Annotated in this window: 16 protein-coding genes; 7 read left to right on the top strand and 9 right to left on the bottom strand. The window is 65.5% G+C overall.

Annotated elements, in window-relative coordinates; translation table 11 throughout:
- Positions 1–59: 59 nt before the first annotated feature.
- Together pnuC and CH273_RS11875 are read right to left on the bottom strand one after the other, a co-directional pair.
- Positions 60–713, bottom strand: a complete 654-nt coding sequence (gene pnuC, locus CH273_RS11880; protein WP_032396227.1) for a nicotinamide riboside transporter PnuC — start codon at positions 711–713, stop codon at positions 60–62.
- A gap of 7 nt (positions 714–720) precedes the next feature.
- The gene (locus CH273_RS11875; protein ID WP_032396226.1) at positions 721–2,376 is read right to left on the bottom strand and encodes a peptide chain release factor 3; all 1,656 of its coding nucleotides are present in this window, start codon (positions 2,374–2,376) and stop codon (positions 721–723) included.
- A gap of 184 nt (positions 2,377–2,560) precedes the next feature.
- On the opposite strand from CH273_RS11875, the gene CH273_RS11870 reads away from it, so the two are divergent.
- Positions 2,561–4,195: a fatty acyl-AMP ligase gene (locus CH273_RS11870; protein WP_032395713.1), complete on the top strand. Its 1,635-nt coding sequence runs from the start codon at positions 2,561–2,563 to the stop codon at positions 4,193–4,195.
- Between the two features lie 90 nt (positions 4,196–4,285).
- Here the strand turns inward: CH273_RS11870 and pth are convergent, their stop codons facing one another.
- The 3 genes from pth to CH273_RS11855 all read right to left on the bottom strand — a co-directional run bounded on the left by pth (position 4,286) and on the right by CH273_RS11855 (position 6,411).
- Complete coding sequence (pth, locus tag CH273_RS11865; protein ID WP_230596804.1) at positions 4,286–4,873, bottom strand: aminoacyl-tRNA hydrolase; 588 nt, start codon at positions 4,871–4,873, stop codon at positions 4,286–4,288.
- 87 nt (positions 4,874–4,960) lie between these two features.
- Positions 4,961–5,623, bottom strand: a complete 663-nt coding sequence (locus CH273_RS11860) for a 50S ribosomal protein L25/general stress protein Ctc (RefSeq protein ID WP_032395711.1) — start codon at positions 5,621–5,623, stop codon at positions 4,961–4,963.
- Positions 5,624–5,814: 191 nt separating this feature from the next.
- Positions 5,815–6,411 (bottom strand): TetR/AcrR family transcriptional regulator, encoded by a 597-nt coding sequence (locus tag CH273_RS11855; RefSeq protein ID WP_032395710.1) that lies wholly within the window; start codon positions 6,409–6,411, stop codon positions 5,815–5,817.
- 73 nt (positions 6,412–6,484) lie between these two features.
- Here CH273_RS11855 and CH273_RS11850 point away from each other — a divergent pair, with 73 nt between their 5' ends.
- Entirely contained in the window at positions 6,485–7,465 is a 981-nt protein-coding gene (locus CH273_RS11850; protein ID WP_052049598.1) for a DMT family transporter, read from the top strand.
- On the opposite strand, the gene CH273_RS11845 is transcribed toward CH273_RS11850, so the two are convergent.
- Entirely contained in the window at positions 7,408–8,577 is a 1,170-nt protein-coding gene (locus tag CH273_RS11845) for an aminotransferase class V-fold PLP-dependent enzyme (RefSeq protein ID WP_032395709.1), read from the bottom strand. The genes CH273_RS11850 and CH273_RS11845 overlap by 58 nt on opposite strands.
- Before the next feature lie 147 nt (positions 8,578–8,724).
- On the opposite strand from CH273_RS11845, the gene egtA reads away from it, so the two are divergent.
- Genes egtA through egtD form a run of 4 tightly spaced genes read left to right on the top strand, consistent with a single transcriptional unit; the run spans position 8,725 to position 12,994 of the window.
- The gene (gene egtA, locus CH273_RS11840; RefSeq protein ID WP_032395708.1) at positions 8,725–9,981 is read left to right on the top strand and encodes an ergothioneine biosynthesis glutamate--cysteine ligase EgtA; all 1,257 of its coding nucleotides are present in this window, start codon (positions 8,725–8,727) and stop codon (positions 9,979–9,981) included.
- Positions 9,978–11,282, top strand: coding sequence for an ergothioneine biosynthesis protein EgtB (egtB, locus tag CH273_RS11835; RefSeq protein ID WP_179275460.1), 1,305 nt, complete (start codon positions 9,978–9,980; stop codon positions 11,280–11,282). Before egtA ends, egtB begins: the two co-directional genes overlap by 4 nt.
- Positions 11,283–12,032: an ergothioneine biosynthesis protein EgtC gene (gene egtC / locus CH273_RS11830; RefSeq protein WP_032395706.1), complete on the top strand. Its 750-nt coding sequence runs from the start codon at positions 11,283–11,285 to the stop codon at positions 12,030–12,032.
- Complete coding sequence (egtD, locus tag CH273_RS11825; protein ID WP_032395705.1) at positions 12,029–12,994, top strand: L-histidine N(alpha)-methyltransferase; 966 nt, start codon at positions 12,029–12,031, stop codon at positions 12,992–12,994. Before egtC ends, egtD begins: the two co-directional genes overlap by 4 nt.
- Before the next feature lie 12 nt (positions 12,995–13,006).
- On the opposite strand, the gene CH273_RS11820 is transcribed toward egtD, so the two are convergent.
- Positions 13,007–13,858, bottom strand: coding sequence for a helix-turn-helix transcriptional regulator (locus tag CH273_RS11820; RefSeq protein WP_032395704.1), 852 nt, complete (start codon positions 13,856–13,858; stop codon positions 13,007–13,009).
- 102 nt (positions 13,859–13,960) lie between these two features.
- Between CH273_RS11820 and CH273_RS11815 the strand changes: the two genes are divergently transcribed.
- The gene (locus tag CH273_RS11815; protein ID WP_032396224.1) at positions 13,961–14,956 is read left to right on the top strand and encodes an aldo/keto reductase; all 996 of its coding nucleotides are present in this window, start codon (positions 13,961–13,963) and stop codon (positions 14,954–14,956) included.
- Positions 14,957–15,029: 73 nt separating this feature from the next.
- Here the strand turns inward: CH273_RS11815 and CH273_RS11810 are convergent, their stop codons facing one another.
- Positions 15,030–16,409: an ABC transporter permease gene (locus CH273_RS11810; protein WP_032395703.1), complete on the bottom strand. Its 1,380-nt coding sequence runs from the start codon at positions 16,407–16,409 to the stop codon at positions 15,030–15,032.
- Positions 16,406–17,158 (bottom strand): ABC transporter ATP-binding protein, encoded by a 753-nt coding sequence (locus tag CH273_RS11805; protein WP_082322503.1) that lies wholly within the window; start codon positions 17,156–17,158, stop codon positions 16,406–16,408. Before CH273_RS11805 ends, CH273_RS11810 begins: the two co-directional genes overlap by 4 nt.
- Between the last annotated feature and the right edge of the window lie 36 nt (positions 17,159–17,194).

Genomic DNA, 17,194 nt, shown 5'->3' with positions numbered 1-17,194 from the left:
AGCACGCAGAAACGTACTCGAAGTTTGTTCGGACACGCTGAGAGTATCATCACGATTGTTTACGACGCCATTTTTTGACCGAAGTTCTTGTTCTGAACTCTGAACCACACGGCAAAACCCCAGGCCACGAACGCGGCATACACCAGGTAGAGAACCGCGGAGGGATAGAACCCGGCGACGATCAGCAGCGGAACGCCTACGATGTCCACCGCGATCCAGATCAGCCAGAACTCGGTGAGTCCACGCGCCATTCCGAAGGTCGCCAGCATGGATCCGGTGAAGATCCACGCGTCGGCCCACTTGCCGAACGAGCCGAGGTAGCCGAACAGTTGCGCGAACAGCACCGTGCCGACGATCGCGACGACGATCATCGCGGTCCGCTCCCGCGCCGTGCCCCACCGCGGTAGAACCGCTGCCCCCGACCGTTTGGAGTCCCGCAGCCAACGCATCAACCCGTAGACGCTCACCGCGATGAACATCAGTTGTCGCCCGGCCTGGCCGTACAGATCGAGAGCCTGCGGAGTGTGGAACACGCCGCCGAGGAAGACAGTGAACAGCAGCGCATTGCCGATGATCCCCACCGGCCACGCCCATACGACGCGCCGCATCCCGCCGATCGCCGAGAGCAAGCCGAAACCGTTGCCGACCACCTCACGCCACAGAATCGGGTGCCCCAGTACGGAGAACTCTGCGTCGAGCAGATCGATCAGCACGCCGGTGCTACTGATCACCCGCGGCGACGAGTGGTTCGAGAGTCAGCTCGGGCATCTCCTTCTGGATGTACTGCAGACGCCACTTGTCGCTCACCAGTGCCAGCAGCGCACCGTCGGTGCGGGTGAAGACCTCGACTCCGCGCTGGCGACCCAACTCGACTGCCGAGGCCGCGTCGGTGCGTCGGGCAAGGGAGTATCCGAGCGGTTCCATTCGGGCGTCGACGCCGAACTCGGTCTTCATTCGTGCGGTGACCACCTCGAACTGCATGGGTCCGACGGCGGCGAGCACGGGGGAGGCGTCGCCGCGAATGTCGTTGCGCAGCACCTGAACCACGCCTTCGGAGTCGAGTTGCTCGACGGCCCGGCGGAACTTCTTGTACTTGTCGGCGCTGTCGACCCGCAGTGCCGAGAAGTGCTCGGGCGCGAACGACGGAATGGGCGGGAACTCGACCTTCTTGTCGGTGTAGAGCGTGTGCCCGGGGGCGAGTGCGGTCGCGTTGACGAGGCCGACGATGTCTCCCGGATAGGCGTTCTCGACGGTCGTACGATCGCGACCGAACACCGTCAACGCGTACTTGGTGGTGAACGGCTTCTTGGTTTGCGAGTGGGTGACGACCATGCCGCGCTCGAACACTCCGGAGACCACGCGCATGAACGCCAGGCGGTCGCGGTGCGCGGTGTCCATGCCTGCCTGCACCTTGAACACGACGGCGCTGAACGGGTCGGTGACCTCGCGTACCCCGCCCGAGACGTCGTCGCGCGCGCCGGGGGCGGGTGCCAGAGCGACGAGGGTGTCGAGAATCTGCCGGACGCCGAAGTTGAGCATCGCGGAGCCGAAGATCACCGGCGACGTCTGACCGGCCAGGAACATCTCCTGATCGTGCTGCTGACCGCTCGAGATCAGCAGATCACTTTCCTCGACGGCGGTGTCCCAGTCGACGCCCTCACGTTCGGCGGCGGCCTCGGCCGTCATGAATTCCTCGGGCGCGATGGTGGCACCGCCGGCGGTACGGGTGAACCGGATGTAGCTGCCGTCCTGTACGTCGAGCAGGCCGCGGAAGTCGCCGGCGATTCCGACGGGCCAGTAGAGAGGCGTCGGAGTCAGGCCGATCCGCGACTCGATCTCGTCGAGCAGCTCGAGCGGCGACTGGCCCGGGCGGTCCCACTTGTTGATGACGGTGATGACCGGGATGCCGAACTGGCGGCACACCTGGAACAGCTTGAGGGTCTGCGGCTCCAGACCCTTGGCGGCGTCGATCAGCATCACGGCCGCGTCGACGGCGGTGAGCACGCGGTAGGTGTCCTCGGAGAAGTCGGCGTGGCCGGGGGTGTCGACGAGGTTGATGACGTTGGTGATCTCCGCGTCGGGGGAGGTCTGGTAATTGAACTGCAGCGCAGTCGAACTCACCGAGATGCCACGGGCCTTCTCCATCTCCATCCAGTCGGAGACGGTGGAGCGGCGGCCGGCTTTGCCGTGGATGGCTCCGGCCTCGGAGATGACGCGCGCATGCAGGGCGAGGGCCTCGGTGAGCGTCGACTTGCCGGCGTCGGGGTGCGAGATCACCGCGAATGTTCGACGCCTCGCGACCTCGGTCTCGAGCTCTTTGGCTCGGCTGCGGGTGGTTCCGGACTCGTCGAGCGCTGCCGGTCCGGACCCGTCGATCGTGGCGTCGACGTCGGGGGTACTGGACGGGGTGCTCACGAAAACCTCATTCTTCTAGCAAGGGCGGCACCGAATCGGGCGCCGGGGCAGAAATCAAGGATACGCGGCCTGTTGCACCCTTCGGTCGGGGCGGGACTGCCTACTGTGGACGGTGGGCCGGGATTCCCTCACGAGGAGACGCGCGTTGAGCAAGTTCACCGAAGAGATGTTCGAGACCGCGAGCACCAGCAAGCACGGTCTGATCACCGGCGAGCCCGACGAGGCATTGCGACAGTCCTGGGGTGAAATCCACGAGCAGGCGCGTCGGATGGCCGGTGCGTTGGCCGACGCAGGCGTCGAACACGGAGACGCGATCGGCATCCTGGCCGGTCAGCCGGTCGACATCGCTCCGGCGTGCCAGGCGACCTGGATGCGCGGGGGATCGGTGACGATGCTGCATCAGCCGACACCGCGGACCGACCTCGCCGTCTGGGGTGAGGACACCGAGACCGTCGTGCGGATGATCGAGGCCAAGGCCGTGATCCTCGGGGCTCCGTTCGACATCGCCGCACCCGTGCTCGAGGAGCGCGGCATCACCGTGCTGAAGATCGAGGACATGAAGACCGGTCGCGACATCGATCCGGTGCCCACGTCCGAGTCCGATATCGCGTTGCAGCAGCTCACCTCCGGATCGACCGGTTCGCCGAAGGCCGTACGGATCACGCACGAGAACTTCTACGTCAATGCCTACGCGATGATCGACCGCATCGAATTCGATGTCGAAACCGATGTGATGGTCAGTTGGCTGCCGCTGTTCCACGACATGGGCATGGTGGGCTTCCTGTCGGTGCCCATGCAGGTCGGTGCCGAGGTCGTCAGTATCACTCCGCTGGACTTCCTGCGCTCGCCGCTGTTGTGGGCCAAGCTGATTCACAAGTACCGCGGAACCGTCACGGCAGCACCCAATTTCGCCTACTCGCTGCTGGCGCGGCGGCTCGGTCAGGCGGAGGACGACCCGGACCTCGACCTGTCGACTCTGCGCTACGCCTGGAACGGAGCCGAGCCGGTCGATCCGGACACCATGATCGCGCTCGCCGAGGCCGGAGCCCCGTACAAGCTGAACCCGCTCGCTCTGGCTCCGGTCTACGGAATGGCGGAAACGACTCTGGCAGTGTCGATTCCGAACCCCGATCAGGGGCAGGTGATCGACGTGGTCGACGCGGATCTGCTCGAGACCCTCGGTCGTGCCGTCCCGTCCACTCGCGGTAACACCCGCTCGCTGGCAACGCTCGGCAAATTCGTTCCCGGGTTGGAGGGCCGTGTCGTGGACAAGGAAGGGCAGGTGCTCACCGCACGGGGCGTCGGCATCATCGAGGTGCGAGGCAAGGCCGTCACGCCCGGATACATCACCGTCGACGGCCCGGTGTCGACGCTCGACGCGGACGGCTGGCTCGACACCGGCGACGTCGGCTACATCACCGAGGACGAACTGGTGGTCGTCTGCGGGCGAATCAAGGACGTCATCATCATGGGTGGCCGCAACATCTATCCCACCGACATCGAACGGGCCGCGGGCACCGTCGCCGGTGTGCGGCCGGGCAACGCCGTCGCCATTCGGCTCGATGCCGGTGACAAACGCGAAAGTTTCGCGGTGGCTGTGGAAACCAACGACATCGACAAGCCGGACGAGGTCAGGCGCATCGAACGTGAAGTGATCCATGCCGTGCATTCGGAGGTCGGAGTGCGGCCGCGAACCGTCGCGGTGTTGGGGCCGGGCAGCATCCCGAAGACGTCGAGCGGCAAACTGCGGCGGGCGAATTCGGCGTCGCTGCTGAACTGAACCTGCAGAGACCTCACGCCGTTCTTGCGGGGTGCGCGCGTGCGTCAGGAAGCGAGAACAGGCGCGCACCTCAGAACAGGGGTGTGAGGATCAGCGCGGGTGCACCGTGTTCTGTGCGGCCTCTAGTCCGGCCGAGAGCAGGAGCTCGGCGGCGTCGGCTGCTTCCTCGACCACGACGCCGAGGTCCTTGCGCTCGGCAGCGGAGAACGGCTTGAGCACGAACGACGCCGGATCCATCCGTCCCGGTGGTCGCCCGACGCCGACGCGCACCCGCAGATAGTCCTTGGTGCTCAGGTGCTGCGAGATCGAGCGGAGGCCGTTGTGGCCGCCTTCGCCGCCGCCGAGTTTGAGTCGTAGAGCACCGAAGTCGATGTCCAACTCGTCGTGCACCACGACGATGTTCGCAGGTTCGATCGAGAAGAAGCGCGCCAACGCAGCCACTGGTTGGCCCGAGAGATTCATGAAGGTGCGCGGCTTGGCGATGACCACCGAGCGACTGCCGAGACGGGCCTGCACGATGTCGGAGTTGGACTTCTTGTGCGAGGAGAACGCGGAACCGATGCGTCCGGCCAGGGCGTCGGCCACCATGAATCCCACGTTGTGACGGGTCTTTTCGTACTGCGGGCCGGGATTGCCGAGGCCGACGATCAGGGCCGGCGCTGCGGGATCAACACTCACGGTCGTCATTGTCTCATCAGGCCTTCGAAACGAACGACGCGCTGCTCCCGAGGGAAGCAGCGCGCCGTCGAGCGTGCAGGTGGAGAATCAGCTCTCGTCGGAGCTGTCCTCGTCCGAGGACTCGGCTTCTTCCTGAGTCTCGGCTTCGCCCTCTTCGGAGATGGGCTCGGTGCCTTCGCCGTCGGCCTCGAGGTCTTCCTCGGACGGAGCCTCGACAACGTTCACGAGCAGCGTCTCGCCGTCGGACACCAGCGTGACGCCGGACGGAAGGTCGAGGTCGGCTGCGGTGATCTGAGTGCCGATCTGAGCCTCTTCGACGGAGACGACGAAGTTCTCCGGGATCTCCAGTGCGTCGGCCTCGATCTCGACCGCGGTCGAGTCGGTGGTGACCAGGGTGCCCGGTGCGGCGTCGCCCTCGACGATGATGTTGACCTCGACGGTGACGCGCTCGCCCTTCTTCAGGACGAGGAGGTCGGCGTGCTCGATGCTGCGACGGATGGGGTGGACGACGATCGACTTGGTCAGCGCCAGCTGCGACTTGCCGTCGATGTCGAGGGTCAGCACGGCGTTGGTGCCGTCGTTACGCAGCACGGCTGCGAACGCGCGAGCGTCGAGCGCGAGGTGCTGGGGGTCGGTGGCGTGGCCGTACAGAACGGCGGGAACGAGGCCGTCACGACGGGTGCGGCGGGCGGCACCCTTGCCGAATTCGGTGCGGACGAGTGCGGTGAGATTGTTGGTCTTCGATGCCATGGTGCTAGGTGCTCCTGATAACTGTGGTTCGTGCGGCGTACTTCGTCGGGCGGTCAAGCTCGTCGGGGCGGACACGATCGAGCGCGGCCAACGGGGCCGAGCCGCGTCGATAACGGTGGATCCTGTGAATCTGGATCTACCCTCGCCGAGACAACCTGGGAAACAATACACGATGCCGCGCAGTGGCTTGGTTATGCGCCCCCTGGGGCACCTGTCCGCACCACTGCGAGCGCAGCGAGCAGATCGAACGCGATGCCCCGCGCGACCACGATTGCGTCATCGCGAGCTCCCGCTGTGCCCATCACCACCGCGCCCTCGTGCAGGACCGACAGTCGGGTTCCGAGCTGCTCGGCATCGGGGTAACCGGCTTCGGTGGCCAATCGCGCGAACAACGATCTCGTCCATTCCTTCTCGGACTCGATGATCGCGAGCACCGGGCTGCCGGTTCCGCCGAACTCCGCGAAGGCGTTGACGAATCCGCAGCCGCGATGGTTGTCGCGCATCCACAGATCGAGGGCGTCGAACACCCCGAGGATGCGCGCGTCGCCGGATTCGAGGGATTCGACGTACCGGGTCACGTGATCGCACCACAGGCCGTATCGGCGGGTGAGGTACCGCTGCACCAGGCCGTCCTTGGAGCCGAATCGGTCGTACAGCGTCTTCTTCGTGGTGCCGGCCTCCTCCGCGATGAGGTCGACTCCGACGGCGCGAATCCCGCGGGCGTAGAACAGGTCGCTGGCGACGGTCAGGATGCGTTCTCCGGCGGGGGTGAGCGGCTTGTCGAGCATGGTTGCCTTTCGAAAGCGCTGGTGAGCGGCAGGTGCACTGCGAGTATACAGACCTGTATGTTTACATCGCTTCATGAGATCGAGAGTCGACGTCATTGCAGGTACAGCACTGGTGGTGCTGTGGAGTTCGGGCTTCATCGGAGCAGAGCTCGGAACCGCCGAAGCGCCGGCCCACACGCTTCTGGCCTGGCGGTATCTCGCCGCGGCGGCGTTGCTGATCGCGTGGTGCCGGTTCCGGAAACTGACCCCCACCTGGCATGCCATCCGAATCCATGCCGTCCTGGGCCTGTTCTGCCAGTTCCTCTACCTCGGTGCGACCATCACCGGCATCGGGATGGGCGTGCCACCCGGCGTCGCCGCCTTGATCGCCGCGTTGCAGCCACTGGTGGTCGCGATGGCGTCGAGCAGGATCTTCGGCGAACGCGTGGGAGGACGGCAGATTCTGGGACTCGTCGTCGGGATCGCGGGTGTCTCGCTGGTGGTGGTCGGAGACCTGTCCGGTGCCGACCTCTTCTGGCCGGTCTACCTGCTACCGGCTGCCGGAATGCTGGCACTGTCGGTGGGCACGATCGGCCAACGCTTGCTGGCACCGAAGGAGCCGATCGCGCTGGCGATGGCGATTCAATGTTCCATCAGCGCAGTCGGATTCATGACGTGGAGTGCTCTGGCCGGGGATGTCGCGCCGCCGATGACGACCGGCTTTGTCGCCGCCGTGGCCTGGACGGTGGTGCTCTCCACCTTCGGGGCATACGGCGCGTACCTGTTCGTGGTGCGTCGCAACGGTCCGACGCGCGCCAGCGTGCTGCTCTACCTGACACCGCCGACGACCATGCTGTGGGCCTTGCTGATGTTCGGCGACGAGATCACCTGGCTCGGGCTCGGCGGACTCGTGGTCTCCGCAATCGGCGTGGCTGCCTACCTCCGCGGAACCCATGTGAGCGACGGTTCGACGGGTCGTTCCGCCGGCTCCACTCCTGCCGACCCTGCTACGAAGTGTCACTCACCTGCGAGCGCAGCGAGCATCGTGTCCAGTTCGGCGAACGCGACGAAATAGTGCGGGGATGCACGCACGACGGCGTCGAGTCCCCGGCCCGTCATGTCCAGACGCGTGGAACCGCGATGGCTGACGGTGACCGTCACGTTTCGTTCGGCCAGTCGGTCACGCACTGCCACGGGATCCTCGCCGTCGACGGTGAAGGATACGATGCCGCTGTTACGGTCGCCGAGGTCGCGCACGGTCACGCCGGGGACCTTCCGAAGCCCCGAGCGGAGGTAGTCGGCACGTTCGACGACGGCGTCTTCGACTCGGTCGATACCGAGTTCGAGCAGGTAGTCGACGGCCGCACCGAGCGCGAGCCTGGCCGCGACGTCGCATTCCCAGAATTCGAAACGCGTGGCGTCGTCCGCCATCCGGTACGTCCGTCCATCGGTCCACTCTGCGCTGTGCAGGTCCAGGGCCGGCGGATGCAGCGTCGACGCCAATCCTGGACGCAGGTAGAGGAAGCCCGTTCCGCGTGGGCCGCGTAACCATTTGCGGCCGGTGGCCGAGAGGGCGTCGACTCCCAACTCCTCGACGTCCAGGCGGAGCTGCCCGATGGACTGGCAGGCGTCGAGCAGGACCAGTGCACCGTGCCGGTGGGCGAGATCGGCCACGGCACGGGCGGGATTGATCAGGCCGCTGTTCGTGGGGGCGTGCACCACCGAGATCAGTTTCACGCGGTCGTCGAGCATCGATTCCAGTGCGTCCAGGTCGATGCGTCCCGATGCGTCGCTCGGCATGACCTCGACGGTCGCTCCGGTGACTTCGGCGCGGTGGAGGGCGGAGATGGCATTGCTGGCGTACTCGGCCTGGCATAGCAGGATTCGGTCGCCGGCCGAGAGCGGCACCGAGTAGAAGAAGTCCGTCCAGGCCCGCGTCGCGGAATCGCTCAGTGCAATGCTCGACGCCTGCGCGCCGATCAATGTTGCAATCGAGGTCTTGACCGCGGCGAGGTCGTCGAGTCGTTCGTTCGCGGCCCGGTAGCCGCCGACCTCCGCTTCGCGGCGTAGATGCGCGATGGCGGTGTCGAGGACGACGGTCGGGGGCAACGAGGATCCGGCGCTGTCGAGAAACACGCGGCCCGACGCACCTGGGGTGTCGCGTCGAATGCGGTCGTGATCGAGCATCGGTCGTCCTTTCGGTTGCGAACTCTCGGGCACCAGAGTTCCACAATCGGTAGCCTCGACCGGACGAGGGATCGCGGCGTTTTCGATCCTCGCAGCTGGGTACGTTCTCCGAGCGGAGAACGTGTTGAGTGCGGAAAGAAGGAATGAGTGTCGTCCAACGAGAAGTCTCTCGGGCTGAGCTCGCGCCCGGCAGCAGAGGCATACGTGTCGAAGGTGTGTTTCAAGCTGGGGCCACCGGCACTCGTCGGTGCCGAACTCGAGTGGCTCACCGCCCTCGACGACGGAACCCGTCCGACCCTCTCGGCTCTGGCCGATGCGCTCGGTGTTCACTCCCCGCGCAGTATCGATCCCGAATCACCCGCCCTGTCGTTGCCGGGCGGAAGCATCGTTACCGTCGAACCCGGCGGTCAGGTCGAATTGTCCAGTTCGCCTTATGTATCCGTTTCTCGACTCGCACCGATGCTCGACGCCGATGCTCGGCGGCTGCGGAACATTCTCGGTGATGCCGGCATCGACATGGCGTCCGTTCCGGCCGATACCGCTCGGGCACCGGAACGCCTCCTCGTCCTCCCGCGGTACTGCGCGATGGAGAATCGGTTCACCACCATCGGCCCCTTCGGGAAGTTGATGATGTGCAACACCGCTGCGGCTCAGGTGAGCGTCGACGCCGGACGTGATCGCGCCGAGGTCGCCGCGCGCTGGCACATGCTCCACGTCATCGGTCCTGCCTTCGTGTCCGCGTTCGCCCGCTCTCCTGAACTCGCCGGAGCACCTGCCGGGGACTGGGCATCGCAGCGGATGCGAACCTGGCTCGAACTCGACTCCAGCAGAACCGATTCCTGCAGAACTGCGGCTCCGAACACCGGTGACCCGATTGCCGACTACGCACGCTGGGCACTCGACGTTCCATTGCTCTGCATCCAGGGCGTCACGCAGAACTGGGAAGCGCCTACCGGCACCACGTTCGCTCAGTGGATGGACGATCCCGGCATCGTCGGACGCGCGCCGACCTACAGTGACCTCGATTATCACCTGACCACCCTGTTCCCGAAGGTGCGCGCCTGTGGGCACTTCGAGATTCGCTATCTCGATGCGCAGCCGGACGGTCAGTGGGTGGTTCCGGCCGCTGCGTTCGAGGCGCTGTTGTCCACACCCGAACTGGTGGCTCGCGCCACCGAGATCGGCGGCGGAACGGCGGGACGGTGGCTCGACGCGGCCCGCTTCGGGTTGGCCGACGACGACCTCCGCACGGCGGCAACCGAATTGCTCCAACTCGCCGCGGAGGTCGGCGGCGAGTACTCCGAGTTGCTGTCGGCGGCATCTCGCCGATGCGGTGCGGGCGAGCCCCCCAGTGAATTCGACACGGCGACACGGGAATTTCGGACTCGAAAGGAATCGGTGTGAGCGCCGAACAACTCAGGAACAGAATCGAAACGGTCCTCACTCGCAGTCGTGCCCGCAGCGGCGCACTCACCGACTGTGTGGACGAGACCGAACTGATGGCGCAGCATTCGCCGTTGATGAGCCCGCTGGTGTGGGATCTCGCGCACATCGGCAGTCAAGAGGAGCTCTGGCTCGTACGCGACGTCGGTGGCCGCGATCCCGTCCGTCCGGACATCGACGAGCTGTACGACGCGTTCAAGCACTCGCGGTCTTCGCGTACGTCGCTTCCCTTGCTCACCCCGGACGAGGCGCGCGTCTACGTCCGGACCGTGCGCGACAAGGCCTGGGATGTGCTCGATCACAGCACTTTCGAGGGTCGACCGGTCGAGAAGCACGGTTTCGCGTTCGGCATGATCGCCCAGCACGAACAGCAGCACGACGAGACCATGCTCGCGACCCATCAATTGCGTTCGGGGCCCGCGGTTCTCACGGCTCCTGCGCCACCGGCCTCGGTGGTGCCGGTGTCGGGTGAGGCCGTCATCGCGGGTGGTCCGTTCTCGATGGGGACCTCGCTCGACCCGTGGGCACTGGACAACGAGCGACCGGCTCATTCGGTGCACGTACCCACCTTCGCCATCGACCGGGCACCGATCACCAACGCGCAGTTCATGGACTTCATCGCCGACGGCGGTTACCGACGCCGCGAACTGTGGACCGAGAAGGGTTGGCAGCATCGCGTCGACGCGAACCTGACCGCGCCACAGTTCTGGGAGTCCGACTCCGACGGAACGTGGTGGCGTCGCAGTTTCGGGGTGTCCAAGAAGGTTCGCCCACAGCAGCCCGTGGTGCACGTGTGCTGGTTCGAGGCCGACGCCTACGCCCGCTGGGCAGGCAAGCGACTGCCGACGGAGGCCGAGTGGGAGAAGGCCGCGCGTTTCGACGCCGACACTCGGACCAGTAACGCGTACCCGTGGGGCGATGCCGAACCCACTGCAGCACATGCCAATCTGAATCAGCGGCATCTGGAACCGGCGGACGTCGGCGCGTATCCCGACGGCGCCTCCTCGGCAGGTGTGCATCACCTCATCGGTGACGTATGGGAGTGGACTTCCTCGGATTTCGAGCCGTACCCCGGATTCGAGGCGTTTCCGTACGCCGAGTACTCCGAGGTGTTTCTTCGTGGCGACTACAAGGTGTTGCGCGGCGGCTCGTTCGGCACCGACGAGGTGGCATGTCGGGGCACGTTCCGCAACTGGGATCACCCGATCCGACGCCAGATCTTCAGCGGATTCCGGTTGGCCCGCGACGTCGAGCCCAGCTGAATGTGCCGACATCTCGGGTATCTCGGCCCTCTCACGTCGGTCGGGGGAGTGCTCACCGGCGGCGATCACAGTTTGCGGGTGCAGTCGTATGCCCCCGACGACATGCGCGGCGGGGGGACCATCAATGCCGACGGCTTCGGGGTCGCATGGTGGCAGGCCGGTTCGGTTCGCAGCTACCGCAACGCCATGCCGATCTGGACCGACCCCGCGGTCGACGATGTTCTGCCGCAGCTCGATTCGACGTCGGTGATCGCCGCCGTGCGATCGGCAACGGTGGGAATGCCGGTGGAGCGATCGGCCTGCGCACCGTTCACCGACGGCCGGTGGGCATTCAGTCACAACGGAGTGGTCCGCGGCTGGCCCCACTCACTGACCGACCTGTGGTCCGAGGTGCCGCCCGAAGATGCACTCACGTTGCCGGCTCCGACCGACGCGGCCGCAGTCTGGATCGTTCTGCGGCAGTTGCTCGCAACCCTCGAACCGCCGGCAGCGCTTGCCGCATTGGTTCGGCGTATCGAGGCGCGCGCACCGGGGTCCAGGCTCAACTTTCTCCTCGGCGACGGGGAGAATTTGTACGCCACCGCAGTGCATCACGCACTGTCCGTCCGCAGTTCCGGTGACGCCGTCACGATCGCGTCCGAACCCACCGACGACAATTCCGACTGGACGCCCGTCGACGACCGCAGTCTCGTCGTTGCCACGGCGTCCGAGTTCACCGTTTCCCGTCTCGACGAAGAGGAGCACACATGAGCACTGTCGAGGTACACCTCGCCGACACGGCACTGGTGGACGAATTGCGCAGGGACGTGCGAGACGGGTTGACGTCCACGCCGAAGTGGCTCTCGCCCAAATACTTCTACGACGCCGTGGGCAGCGAGCTGTTCGAGCGGATCACCGAGCTGCCCGAGTACTTTCCGACCCGCACCGAACGTGCCCTGCTCGAAGAGCATGCCCTCGACATCGCCGAGGCGACCGAATCCACCATGTTGATCGAGCTCGGGTCGGGCTCGTCGGAGAAGACGAAGATCCTGCTCGCTGCAGGGGCCAAGCACGGTTCGTTGAACACCTATGTGCCGCAGGATGTGTCGGTCACAGCGCTCGAGGGAGCCATCGAGCAGATCGCCCAGGAGTTTCCCGCTCTCGAGGTGCACGGCATCGTCAGCGACTTCACCGATACTCTGCACAATCTGCCCGGCGGGGGCGCGCGCACCATCGCGTTTCTCGGTGGCACCCTGGGCAACCTCATCCCCGAGGAGCGCGAGGACTTTCTGAAGGCGATCGCAGGCGCGCTCGATCCAGGGGAGCACCTGCTCCTCGGCGTCGGACTGGTCATCGACCCGGACGTACTGGTTCCGGCGTACGACGACGCGGCGGGGGTGACGGCGCAGTTCAATCGAAACGTGCTGTCGGTGATCAACTCTCGCCTGGGTGGCACTTTCGATCCCGATGCGTTCGAGCACGTCGCGCTGTGGAACGCCGAGCAGGAGTGGATCGAGATGCGACTGCGGGCGACATCGACGCAGGAGGTGTATATCGCCGATCTCGATCTGCACGTGCATTTCGAGGCGGGCGAGGAACTGCGCACCGAGATCTCGGCGAAGTTCCGACCGGACGGCATCACCGAAGAACTGGCTGCAGCGGGATTCGGCGTCGAGCATCTGTGGTCCGACTCCGATTCCCGGTTCGCGCTCATTCTAGCGGGTCGAGTGTGAACGAGCCCTCGACTACTCGGAGGCAGTGACGCCCAGGTGCTGAGTACCGATGACCCCGAGCAGATTCAATTTCTCGCGGGCGTCGGTTCCCGGCTGCGGCGAATAGACCAGGAGATGCTGGCCCTCTCTCTGGGTCACGAGGGTCTCGCAGTGAACGGCGATCACGCCGAGTTCGGGATGCACGAAGCGTTTGGACGCCGACGTCTTGTATGCGACTCGGTGCTCGCTCCATATCGTCTTGAACTCGGAGCTGGCGGCGCGTAGACGCTCGACCAGTACAGCGACCTCGGGATCGCCCGCTCGCCTGGCCGACACTGCTCGGAGATCGGCTACGTGTTTGTGGCCCATCCGATCCCAGTCCTCGCGAACGAAGTTGCGGCGCGTGCCGGGATCGGTGAACCACCGCCACACCACGTACCTGTCGAGCCCGGTGTACGTGCGCGGGTCCTCGGCCAGCGCGAGGTACATCGCGTTGTGCGCCAGGATCTCGCCGAGGTCTGTCACGACGCAGGCCGGCGTGTCGTCGAGCTTGGTCAGCAGGTGCATCAGGCCGGGCCCGACGTGCTTGTCCGCGCCGACACGGGTGGGCGGTGCCTGGCCGGCGAGGATGTAGAGATGGTCGCGCTCGTCGTCGTCCAATCTCAGCGCGCGGGCGAGCGAACCGAGAATCTGCGTGGACGGATGCGGCCCACGACGCTGTTCGAGGCGGGTGTAGTAATCGGTGGACATCCCGGCCAGCAGTGCCACTTCGTCGCGGCGCAGCCCCGGCGTGCGGCGGCGCGGTCCGGGTGACACACCGACGTCCTCGGGCGTCAGCAGCGCCCGTCGTCGTCGGAGAAAGTCGGCCAGTTCGTCACGTTCCACTCGCTCAGTGTTCACCGAATCGTCGAGCCGAACCAGGGACGGGCAGTCCCCTGACAACCGCTCTCTGGCGCGACAATCGCCACAGAGCACACAGTGGACGGCATGAACAGAACACGATTGGGAAATACCGGACCCACGGTGTCGCGCATCGGTCTCGGTGCCATGGGTATGTCCGGCGCATACGGCGATTCCAGCGACGGCGAATCGATCCGCACCATCCACGCTGCGCTCGACGCCGGCGTCGACCTGGTCGACACAGGCGACTTCTACGGTGCCGGCCACAACGAGATGCTCATCGGTCGGGCACTGAGCGAGCGCAACCGCGACGAGGTCGTGCTGTCGGTGAAGTTCGGGGCACTACGTGGACCCGACGGAAGCTGGCTCGGATTCGACGGCAGGCCGAACGCCGTCAAGAGCGCGCTGGGCTACACACTCGCACGGCTCGGCGTCGATCACATCGACATCTACCGACCCGCCCGACTGGATCCGCAGGTGCCGATCGAAGACACCGTCGGTGCCATAGCCGAGATGGTGGACGCGGGATACGTGCGACACATCGGCTTGTCCGAGATCGGGAGTGCGACGCTGCGTCGTGCCGCGGCGGTACACCCGATCAGCGACCTGCAGATCGAATACTCCATCGTCTCGCGTGGAATCGAGGACGACATTCTCGACACGGCCCGCGAGCTCGGTGTCGGTACCACCGCGTACGGCGTGCTTTCACGTGGGTTGCTGAGCGACACGTTCCGCACGTCCACTGTGTTGGCCGACAACGACTTCCGTGCGCACAGCCCCCGATTCCAAGGGGAGAACCTGACGAGGAATCGCGAACTCGTGGAGTTGCTGGCCGAGATCGCGGAGGAGCGCAACGTCTCGGTCGCGCAACTGGCCATTGCCTGGGTCCTCTCTCGGGGTGACGACATCGTGCCCGTCGTCGGCGCACGAACCGTCGAGCGTTTGGCGGAAACCGTTGCTGCATCGGAGATCTCGTTGACCTCCGAGGAGGTGGCGCGGATCGAGAGTACCGTCCCGAAAGATGCGGTAGCGGGCGAGCGCTACGCCGAGGCGCAGATGGCGCAACTCGACAGCGAAGCCTGAGCAGAGGCGTCGGACGGCGCGATGGTCTGTACCGCCGGGCCCTGGCAATCGCCGAGCGGTACAGACCTCGAGGTCAGACGTCCGCCAATGCAAGCACCGGTGAGATCTGATTGGCACGTCGCGCCGGAGTCAGTGACGCACCGAGGGCGAGGAGTCCACCGCACAGCACGGTTCCGGCGATGACGACCCACGGCAGAGTGGGGGCGGTGAGTCCACGCGAATCCAGCGAGCCCAGCAGCGATTGTGCTGCGGCCCAGCCGTAACCGATGCCGAGAATCAGACCGAAGCCCATCGACGCGACCACCATCTGACTGCTCTCCGAGACGATCATCGTCCGAATCTGCTTGCGGGTGAATCCGAGTGCCCGCAGCAGACCGATCTCTCGGGTGCGCTGCAGAATGCTCAGCAGCAGATTGTTCACCATCCCGACTGCCGCGATCACAGCCGAGAACCCGATCAGTCCGGTCATGATTCCCACCGTCACGGTGAGTACCTGGTCGACGGAGGCCTCGTCGTATTCGTCGACGAGCATCGACCGGTAGCTGTACATCGCGACGGCGAACGTGGTCACCAGCGTCACGCCGATCAGCAGTCCCACAGCGGTACGGGTACTGCGATCAGGGTAGCGAACTGCGTTGGCCGCAGCCAATCTTGCCGCGGGCCCCCGGCCGAACAGTCTCCCGACAAGCCTCAGCGTCGCGGGCAGTATTCGATAGGCACCGACCATGATTCCGGTGAACGACGCAACACCGCCGAGGAACGCCACCAGAACACCGGCCGGGTTCACCATCCCGACCAGGATCCCCAGCCCCAGCAGCGCCACTCCGCCTGCGATCAGCACGATCGACAGTGCCGTCCTGATACGGCGCGACCGCGGAGCCTCCACTCCCGTGTCGACGGCACCGCCGGTCGCCTGAACAGGTGTCACCTCCAGCACCTTTCGTGACCCGACATACGACGCGAGGGTCGTCGTCAGTACCACGATGACCACCGGCAGGATCACCAGCGGTTGAACGGACGTGTACTCCACATCGGGCAGCTGACCGGCCGAGACGGCGACCGCACGGGCCAGATGGCTGGCACCGACTCCGAGAACCGAACCGACCGCACCGCCGAACAATCCGACGAGGAAGCCTTCCCTGGCCACCGATCGACGCAGGTCACGGGCCGGGGCACCCAGGAGTCGCAGAAGAGCAATGGTGCGCGTGCGTCCCGCGACGATCGTTGCGAACGTGTTCGAGGTGACCACCGCCGCGACATACAGCGCGAGACCGATGAACACCAGCGCCACGCTGTAGAGCGCGGTGACGGCGGCACCTTCCATGTCCCCGAAGATGTCGACCAGGAACGCCGTCGCCTGAATCAACACCACACCGAAGAACGACGCCAGCGACGTCACCAGAAGACTGGCGCCGTGCTCCTTCGACGCCCGAGCAGAAGTCACACCGTTCATGATGCGTGCTCCATTCCCAGCATGTAGCTCGAGATCTGCTCCGGCGTCGACCGTGGCAGTTCGTCGGCGATGCGGCCGTCGGCGAGGAAGACGATGCGATCGGCGTAGCTGGCCGCGATGGGGTCGTGGGTGACCATGACGATCGACTGACCGTACTCGCGCACCGCTGCGGCGAGTAGGCCGAGAACCTCACGGCCGGTTCGGGAATCGAGGTTGCCGGTGGGTTCGTCGGCGAAGATGAGGTGCGGCCGCGTACCGAGTGCGCGGGCGATCGCGACGCGCTGCTGCTGTCCACCCGAGAGCTGATGCGGGCGGTGGTTCACTCGCCCTCGCAATCCCAGAGTGTCGATGAGCTGCTCTGTCCATGCCGCCTCCTCGGCGGTGGGGGCGCGGCCGTCGAGCTCGAACGGCAGCAGGATGTTGCCCCGAACATCGAGGGTGGGAACGAGATTGAACGACTGGAAGATGAACCCGACCTGCGTGCGGCGCAACGTCGTCAGTGCGTCGTCGTTCGCGTCGGTGATGTCGGCACCGGCCAACATCAGATGCCCGGTGCTGGCGTTGTCCAAGCCCGCCATCACATGCATCAGAGTCGACTTGCCGGAACCGGACGGTCCCATGATGGCGGTGAACTGGCCGCCGTGAATGTCGAGAGAGACGTTGTCGAGGGCGCTGACCGGGTTGGACGAGTCACCGAAATACTTGCTGACCTGGAATGCCCGGGCGACCGGGGGGAGTGTTGTTGTCATGCCCACAACGCTATGAAGTGGGCGGACAGGAGTAAT

The sequence above is a fragment of the Rhodococcus sp. 05-339-2 genome (assembly GCF_002258965.1).
In the GTDB taxonomy this organism is placed as follows: domain Bacteria; phylum Actinomycetota; class Actinomycetes; order Mycobacteriales; family Mycobacteriaceae; genus Rhodococcoides.
Note: the sequence above shows the minus strand (reverse complement) of the source record. Positions and strands in the feature narration are given on the sequence as shown.